Here is a 7,440-nt window from a genome sequence, read left to right on the forward strand (position 1 = left end):
GCCGACGGTGCCATGGAGGGCTCCATAGAGCTGGGCAACCAACAGCTACAGATTCAGAAGATGCAAAACGGAACCCCGCTCAATCGCGCCGAACTCGATGCTGCCAAGGCGGCGACCGATGACGCGCTGGCCCGGGTCAGCCAGGGGCAGCTCATTGATGGTGCGGCCCTTGCCACCATGGAACAGCATAAGCAGGACTATCAACAGCAACAAGAGAAGCTGCTGGCGCTCTATCACGCCTATACCGAGGTGGATCAGGCCCTGCATCACAACGCCGACCTGATGGCCCGCCTCTCGACCCAGCTGGAGGTGATCGGCGATGGCGCGGTCGAGGCGCTGACCCAATCCCCCGACCAGACCATCAGCTGGAACAGCGGCCTCTCCACTCGCTGGGAAGCGGCCGATGGGGGGATGGAGTCAAACATCGGCTTTTTACGCCAACTCTATGCGCTGGAGAAGATGCGCAGACAAGGAGTCACAGAAGCGATCAAGGTCGAGTTGAAAGAGGCGACCGATTTCTACCACGAAGCGATCGACAGCATGCTCGGCACAGGGCTGTTCGATATCGAGGGAACCGGGGAATTTGCCGGCAAAACACTGTCGGCAGAGTATCGCTCCCTGTTAACCCGGCATCAACAACTGATGGGACAGTGGGTCGATGCGCTCGGCAGCTATCAGGCCCAGCAGTCCGCCTATGAGGTCAGTGCCGATGAGCTGCGACAACAACTGGTTGCCATCGAGGAGAGCGGCGATGCCACCGTCGAGGATCAGGTGGCCCAGCTCAACGGCATCATCAGCCAGACCCGAACCCTGCTGCTGGGTGGCCTGTTGCTGAGCCTGATAATGGTCACCCTCTGCGGCTTCTGGCTGACCCGCAAACTGGTAACCCCACTGCTGCAAGTAGACAAACGAATGCAGGATATCGCCGCCGGCGAGGGAGACCTCAACGCCCGCATCAACCTGCAACGTGATGATGAGATAGGCTCGCTGGCAAACAGTGTGGATCGTTTCATCGAGAAACTGCAGAAGATGATCAGCTCCACCATGGACAACAACCAGCACATCAGCGAGCACGTTCACACCTCGGTCAACCGGGTGGAGGCAATCAGCCAAAGCAGCCGCCAGACCGCCGAACATGCGCTGGCCCTGCACCACGACAGTGAACAGATGGTGCAAGTCGCCACCGGTATCTCGGACAACTGCAGCATGGCGGCCCACAATGCCAATGAGGTGCGCCAGCTGACCACCGAGAGCAGCCAGTATGTCGCCTCCGCCAGCGCGGGCATGCAGCGGGTGGTACAAGAGGTGAGCGAGTGTGCCATCGCCATCAACTCCCTCAAGGAGCAGGCGGGTCAGATTGGCCAGATCATCTCCACCATCAGCGGCATCTCGGAACAGACCAACCTGCTGGCACTCAATGCGGCCATCGAAGCGGCCCGCGCGGGGGAGATGGGACGTGGCTTTGCGGTGGTTGCGGACGAGGTGCGCACCCTGGCTAATCGCACCGCAACATCAAGCGCCGAAATTAGCCAGGTGATCAGTAGCATCCAGCAGCAGACCGAGACCGCCTACCTGATGATGCAGCGCAACCTCAAGACGGTAGAGTCCGGCATGCAGGACTCCGAGAACACCAAGCAGATCCTGTTCAAGGTGGAAGGCGCCATCGACCAGCTGGCCGACATGGTGCAGCAGGTGGCCGTGGCTACCGGGCAACTGTCACACACCCTGAGCCACTCCTCTGACAAGGTCTCCGGCATCAGTCTGCAAGCCAGAACCGGCGAACAGGAGGCGCAGGAGTGTCTGCAACTCGCCTCCTCGCTCCATCAGGCCAGCCTGCTGCAGCAGCGCCTGCTCTCCCAGTTCAGAGTCTGAGCCCCTCCAATAGCAAAGATGCCACTCATGTGAGTGGCATCTTTTTATTACCGGTCGCTCATTCCTGCCGCCTTAACTTCCTCAACGTCCTATGGCCAGTTGAACAGCCAGGCTCAGCATGATGATGCCGACCAGCAGGTCGATCCCCCGCTGTACCTGGCTGCGAGCCAACCAGGGCGCCAGTGCCGCCGCCCCCAACGCCAGCGAGTAGAACCACACCAACGAGGCCAGCATGGCCCCCGCAGCAAAGGCCGGACGCAGGGACTCGCTCACCTGACTGCCAAGGGAGCCGAGCAGCATCAAAGTATCGAGATAGACGTGAGGATTGAGCAACGTAACACCCAGCGTCATCGCCAGCACGCTTTTGGCCCCCATCTGCTGAGCAGAATCGGCAACTCCCTCCCCTTTACCGCGCCAGGCACTGAGCAGGGAACGGCTACCAAACCAGCCGAGAAACAGCACGCCTCCCCAGGTGAGCAGCGCCATGCCGAGGGGGCTAGCGGCCAGCACATTGGCTCCGCCAAATACGCCGATAGCAATCAGGGTGAGATCGCAGAGGCTGCAGAGCGTGGCCGTCAGCAAATGGTGATTGCGATGGATGCCCCGGCTCAGCACAAAAGCATTCTGGGCGCCGATAGGGATAATCATGGCCAGACCGATGGTGAAGCCTTGCAGTGTCGTTGCGAGCATCATGGAGAGTACCGTTCGAAATGATGAATGAGCGGCACTATAGCGATGGTAGTTCCTTCTTAGAAATTCATTGATTTACTGATTGATTCATTTTGCTAATAAAAACCGGCATACCCTGCCGCTGTTCCAGCCCTTGTCAATTACCGGATCTGACAATTGTGACCCTCAGAGTGCGGCAGGAGAATCTGTTGCGCCTGTGGGCTCAGTCTACTGCAGCAATCTGGGGAAGTTGGTAACCACGACTTGCTCCAGATTGGGCAGCAACAGCCCCGTACTAACCCCTTTGGCAATGGCCTGATAGCGGTTCATTGAGCCGGTTTTGCGGGTGACCTGATTGAGATGGTAATTGACCGTGCGCTCCGTGATCCCGAGGATGCAGGCGATCTCGCTAGAGGTCTTCCCTTCACTTGCCCAGAACAGGCATTCGGTCTCGCGCTCGGTCAAGGGGTCTTTACCCGCACTGTCCATCACGCTGAAACGCACCACCCGAATGGCCGCCTCGAAGATGTAATTGGACATCCAGGAGAGGATCGGCGAGGACTCCAGCAGCAGGTCGCTCGAGGCCCGCTCGGAGGTGATGAAGGAGAGAATACCGTTCTCCCCGGCAGCACCGTGCAGAGGGAAGGAGATGCCGTTACGCAACCCGAACTCGGCTGCCAACCCCATCACGTCCATGGTTCCCTCCTGCAGAAAACTGGCCCGCTCATCGAGACGGTTCCAGTAAATGGGCAGCGTCTGCTTGCGTGCCAGCCGGATCACCGGATCGCACGCCAGCATGTTGTTTTCGGTATAGGCCTGCACCCAGGAATCGGGGCACTGGTTGAACAGCACCACCTTGGGCCTTTGCATCGACATCGGCAGGATCAGGGCGAAGCGATAGTAGTCATAGCCCATCCCGAGCGTAAAGCGACCGATCAGTTCGGCCAGACGATTGCCGTCCGTCACCGAAGTGAAATGTTCGAGGTACTCAAGCAGTTGGTCTCTGTTCATATGAAAGCCCCCTTGGCCAGACATGTGATTATAACGGCGAATAGCAAGATAGAGGGTCCATAATGTTGGTTTTTAAAGGAAAATTGAGAGAACATCCACGAAACGAGGTGGAGAATGAACTCTATCGCTTTCGAAATCGCGTCTTTTCCGACCGGCTAGGCTGGGATGTCGAGTCTCATCGGGGCCTGGAGCGTGACAGCTTCGACACGCCAGACACCCATTGGGTTCTGATCGAGGACGAACAAGGGCTGTGTGGCTGTATTCGTCTGCTCAACTGTGCCGATGCCTATATGCTGCCCACCATCTTCCCCACCGCTCTTGCCGGTGAAAGCGCGCCACGCACCCCCGATGTCTGGGAACTCACCCGTCTGGCTATCGATGCCCAGCGCGCACCGCGCATGAGCAATGGCGTCAGCGAACTCACTTGCGTCATCTTCCGCGAGGTCTATGCCTTCACCCATGCCCACGGGATCCGGGAGCTGGTCGCCGTCGTCAGCCTGCCGGTGGAGCGCATCTTCCGCCGACTTGGCCTGCCCATCGAGCGGCTCGGTCATCGTCAGGCGGTCGATCTGGGGGCGGTAAGGGGCGTTGGCATCCGCTTCCATTTGGATGAGCGCTTCGCGCAGGCGGTCTCCCAACCTCTGCTGGGCCATTATCAAACCAGCCATTATCCACTACAGCAACCGTCACCGGTGCTGGCAGTTCACTCATAAAAAATCCCGGGAAAACAGACCCGGGATAAAGATGTCGCTACGATCTGCGCAGGGCTACCCCATGCGGCACCAGAGAGTATCCTCCCTCAATGGCCTGACCACTACTGTCAAAAATCACAGCGCAACGTCCCTTCCACCGCCCATTGTTGTCCCCTGCCGAGTGACGTAGAGTCAGCCCTTGGGCAACGGAAGGGGGAGAAGATGAAAGAGCTGGACTACAAACTGCTGCGGGCGCTGGATGCGGTACTGCAGGAGCAGAACTTCGATCGGGCGGCCAAGTCGCTCCATATCACCCAGTCGGCCATCTCCCAGCGGATCAAGCAGCTGGAGCAGCAATTTGCCGAGCCGCTGCTCATTCGCAGCCAACCGCTGCAGGCCACGTCACTCGGCCAGAAGCTGCTTGCCCACTATCGGCAGGTACACCAGCTCGAGCTCGAACTGGCGAGGGAGCTGACTCCCGATGAGCCGCAGGGGCCAATCCGGATCAGCATCGCCGTCAACGCCGACAGCCTGGCCACCTGGTTTTTGCCCGCCATTGCCCCCTTGTTGAAACAGCACCCCATCGAACTCAACCTGCTGGTCGATGACGAGAGCCGCACCCTCGACAAGGTCCGCGAGGGTCAGGCCTTTGGTGCAGTCAGCCTGCATCCCCAGCCGCTGGCGGGTTGCTGCGTTGATGAGCTCGGTGAGATGAACTATCTGCTTACCGCCAGCCCCGCCTTCGTTGCACGCCACTTCCCTCGCGGCCTGACCCGTGAGGCGCTGGCCAAGGCACCGGCGGTGGCGTTCGATCAGCGCGATGACATGCATGTGAGCTTTATGAGAGAACGCTTCGGGCTGGAGCCGGGCGGTTATCCCTGCCATACGGTCCACTCGTCAGAGGCCTTCGTCGCCATGGCCGAACAGGGGTTGGCCTATTGTCTCATCCCCGAATTGCAGATAAGAGGCCAGCTGGCAGGCGGGTCACTACTCAACCTCAGTCCCGACCATGTTCTGACGGAACGCCTCTACTGGCACCGCTGGGTACTGGAAAAAGGGGTTCACAAGCAGCTCTCCCAACGCCTTATCGACCATGCCAGATCGCAGTTGAAACCACGCTGAGCAGGCCATTCACCTTGGCTTTGCAGGGCTAAAAACGTATAGTGCTGGGCGATCCTTCATCAGGTCTCCACCCAGGTTTTCACTTCAGGTTCCTCACTTATGTTCCAAGACAATCCGCTGCTGGCCCAGCTCAAGCAACAAATCCGCGAAAACATCCCGAAGAAAGAGGGTGTGATCCGCGCCTCGGACCGGGGCTTCGGCTTTCTGGAAGTCGATGAGAAGACCAGCTATTTCGTGCCGCCTCCCTACATGAAGAAGGTGATGCACGGTGACCGGGTGACCGCCCTGATCCGCACCGAAAAAGAGAAGGAAGTGGCCGAGCCGGATACCCTGTTGGAGCAGTCCGTCACCCGCTTCGTGGCCCGGGTCAAGATGTTCCGTGACCGCCTCAACGTGGTTGCCGACCATCCGCTGATCAAGGATGCCATCAAGGCCCGCGTCAAGAAGGGCCTGGATGAGAAAGAGTTCAAGGAAGGTGACTGGGTGGTGGCTACCCTCAAGCGCCATGCGCTGGTCGACGGCAACTTCTCTGCCGAGATCATCCAGAAGATCGCCGCCCAGGAAGATCACAATGTGCCCTGGTGGGTGGTGCTGGCGCGCCACAATCTGGCCCAGGTCGAGCCGGCTGATTTGCCGGAGTGGAAGGTCATCGAAGAGGAAGAGCTGCCCCGTCGTGACCTGACCAAGGTGCCCTTCTTCACCATCGACGGTGCCAAAACCAAGGATATGGACGATGCGCTGGCCATCACCAAGCTGGATAACGGCTGGGAGCTGCTGGTCGCCATCGCTGACCCGACCGCCTATGTGGCCGAAGGGAGCGAGCTGGACAAAGAGGCCGCCCAGCGCGCCTTTACCGTCTACATGCCGGGCCGCAACGTGCCGATGATCCCGCGCACCCTCTCCGACGAGCTCTGCTCCCTGAAAGAGGGTGAGGAGCGCAACACCCTGTGTGCCCGTCTGCTGATCGCCGAAGACGGTCTGCTGCTGGAGGAGACCGAGTTCTTCGCCGCTCGCATCTGCTCCCACGCCCGCCTCAACTATGACGACGTCTCCGACTGGGCCGAGCATGGCAAAGAGCTGTCCATCGACGCAGGCGTACTGGCCCAGCTGCCGCTGATGAAGGCGATGACCGAAGCACGCATCGCGTGGCGCACCGAGCATGCGCTGGTATTCCCGGATCGTCCCGACTACGACTTCGAGCTGGGCGAGAATGGCGAAGTGCTGGCCATCCACGTCGAGCCGCGCCGCATCGCCAACCGCATGGTGGAAGAGTCGATGATCGCCGCCAACATCTGCGCCGGTCGCGTGCTGGGCAAGAGCGTCGGTTACGGCATCTTCAACGTTCACACCGGCTTTGACGAAGAGTCCCTCGACGGCGCCATCGACCTGCTGAAGAGTGCCGAAGCCCCGTTCGAGCGCGACGAGATCGCCAGCCTCTCCGGCTTCTGCGCCCTGCGCCGCTGGATCGACAACCTCGACACCCGCTGGCTGGATGGCAAGATCCGCCGCTTCCAGAGCTATGCGCTGATGTCCTCCGAACCGGGCGCCCACTACGGCCTGGGTCTGGATGCCTACGCCACCTGGACTTCACCTATTCGCAAGTACGGCGATATGGTCAACCATCGTCTGCTCAAAGCCGTCATCGCCGGCAAGACCCCGGGTGAGCGCCCGAGCACCGAGCTCACCGAGCATCTGACCGCCTGCCGCCGTCTGCACCGCATGGTGGAGCGTGACATCGGCGACTGGCTCTATGTTCGCTACCTGAAAGCCGCCGCTGGCACCGATCAGGTGTTCAACGCCGAGATCATCGACGTGATGCGTGCCGGCCTCAAGCTGCGTCTGCAGGAGAACGGCGCCGTGGTCTTCCTGCCTGCCCGTCACATCCTCGACAACAAGGATCGACTGGAGTGCAACTGGGACAACGGCCGCGTCTATCTGGACAAGACCGAAGTGGTTTATGAGCTCGGCCAGATCATCGAGGTCAAACTAACCGAAGCGGTGGAAGAGACCCGCTCCCTTATCGCCAAGCCGGCGGTGGAGTTGGTGCCGGGCCCGGCACCGGAAGCCCCAGCGG

The 7,440-nt window shown here is 60.1% G+C and carries 6 protein-coding genes; 4 read left to right on the forward strand and 2 right to left on the reverse strand.

What is annotated here, in order from left to right; genetic code table 11:
* The coding region (locus L972_RS11830) for a methyl-accepting chemotaxis protein (protein WP_047438451.1) at window positions 1-1,872 on the forward strand (1,872 nt) is incomplete at its 5' end.
* Between the two features lie 81 nt (window positions 1,873-1,953).
* Here L972_RS11830 and lysE read toward each other — a convergent pair.
* Window positions 1,954-2,562, reverse strand: a complete 609-nt coding sequence (gene lysE, locus L972_RS11835) for an L-lysine exporter (RefSeq protein WP_047438448.1) — start codon at window positions 2,560-2,562, stop codon at window positions 1,954-1,956.
* Window positions 2,563-2,769: 207 nt separating this feature from the next.
* Window positions 2,770-3,552 carry a LuxR family transcriptional regulator gene (locus L972_RS11840; RefSeq protein ID WP_047438440.1) on the reverse strand — a complete coding sequence of 261 codons (783 nt, stop codon included), beginning with the start codon at window positions 3,550-3,552 and terminating at the stop codon, window positions 2,770-2,772.
* A gap of 62 nt (window positions 3,553-3,614) precedes the next feature.
* Between L972_RS11840 and L972_RS11845 the strand changes: the two genes are divergently transcribed.
* From L972_RS11845 to L972_RS11855, 3 genes are all read left to right on the forward strand, one after another.
* Entirely contained in the window at window positions 3,615-4,265 is a 651-nt protein-coding gene (locus L972_RS11845) for an acyl-homoserine-lactone synthase (protein WP_047438442.1), read from the forward strand.
* A 201-nt stretch (window positions 4,266-4,466) separates the two neighbouring features.
* Window positions 4,467-5,366 (forward strand): LysR family transcriptional regulator ArgP, encoded by a 900-nt coding sequence (locus tag L972_RS11850; protein ID WP_047438444.1) that lies wholly within the window; start codon window positions 4,467-4,469, stop codon window positions 5,364-5,366.
* A gap of 99 nt (window positions 5,367-5,465) precedes the next feature.
* On the forward strand, window positions 5,466-7,440 hold a 1,975-nt coding region (locus L972_RS11855; RefSeq protein ID WP_047438446.1), incomplete at its 3' end, for an exoribonuclease II.

Origin of the sequence: Aeromonas sp. ZOR0001 (assembly GCF_000801015.1) — a bacterium.
GTDB lineage: Bacteria > Pseudomonadota > Gammaproteobacteria > Enterobacterales > Aeromonadaceae > Aeromonas > Aeromonas veronii.

What these genes read in the sequence shown, in the direction of transcription:
- lysE (WP_047438448.1), bottom strand. Translation starts at nt 2,562, where the DNA reads ATGCTCGCAACGACACTGCAAGGCTTCACCATCGGTCTGGCCATGATT.
- L972_RS11840 (WP_047438440.1), bottom strand. Translation starts at nt 3,552, where the DNA reads ATGAACAGAGACCAACTGCTTGAGTACCTCGAACATTTCACTTCGGTG.
- L972_RS11845 (WP_047438442.1), top strand. Translation starts at nt 3,615, where the DNA reads ATGTTGGTTTTTAAAGGAAAATTGAGAGAACATCCACGAAACGAGGTG.
- L972_RS11850 (WP_047438444.1), top strand. Translation starts at nt 4,467, where the DNA reads ATGAAAGAGCTGGACTACAAACTGCTGCGGGCGCTGGATGCGGTACTG.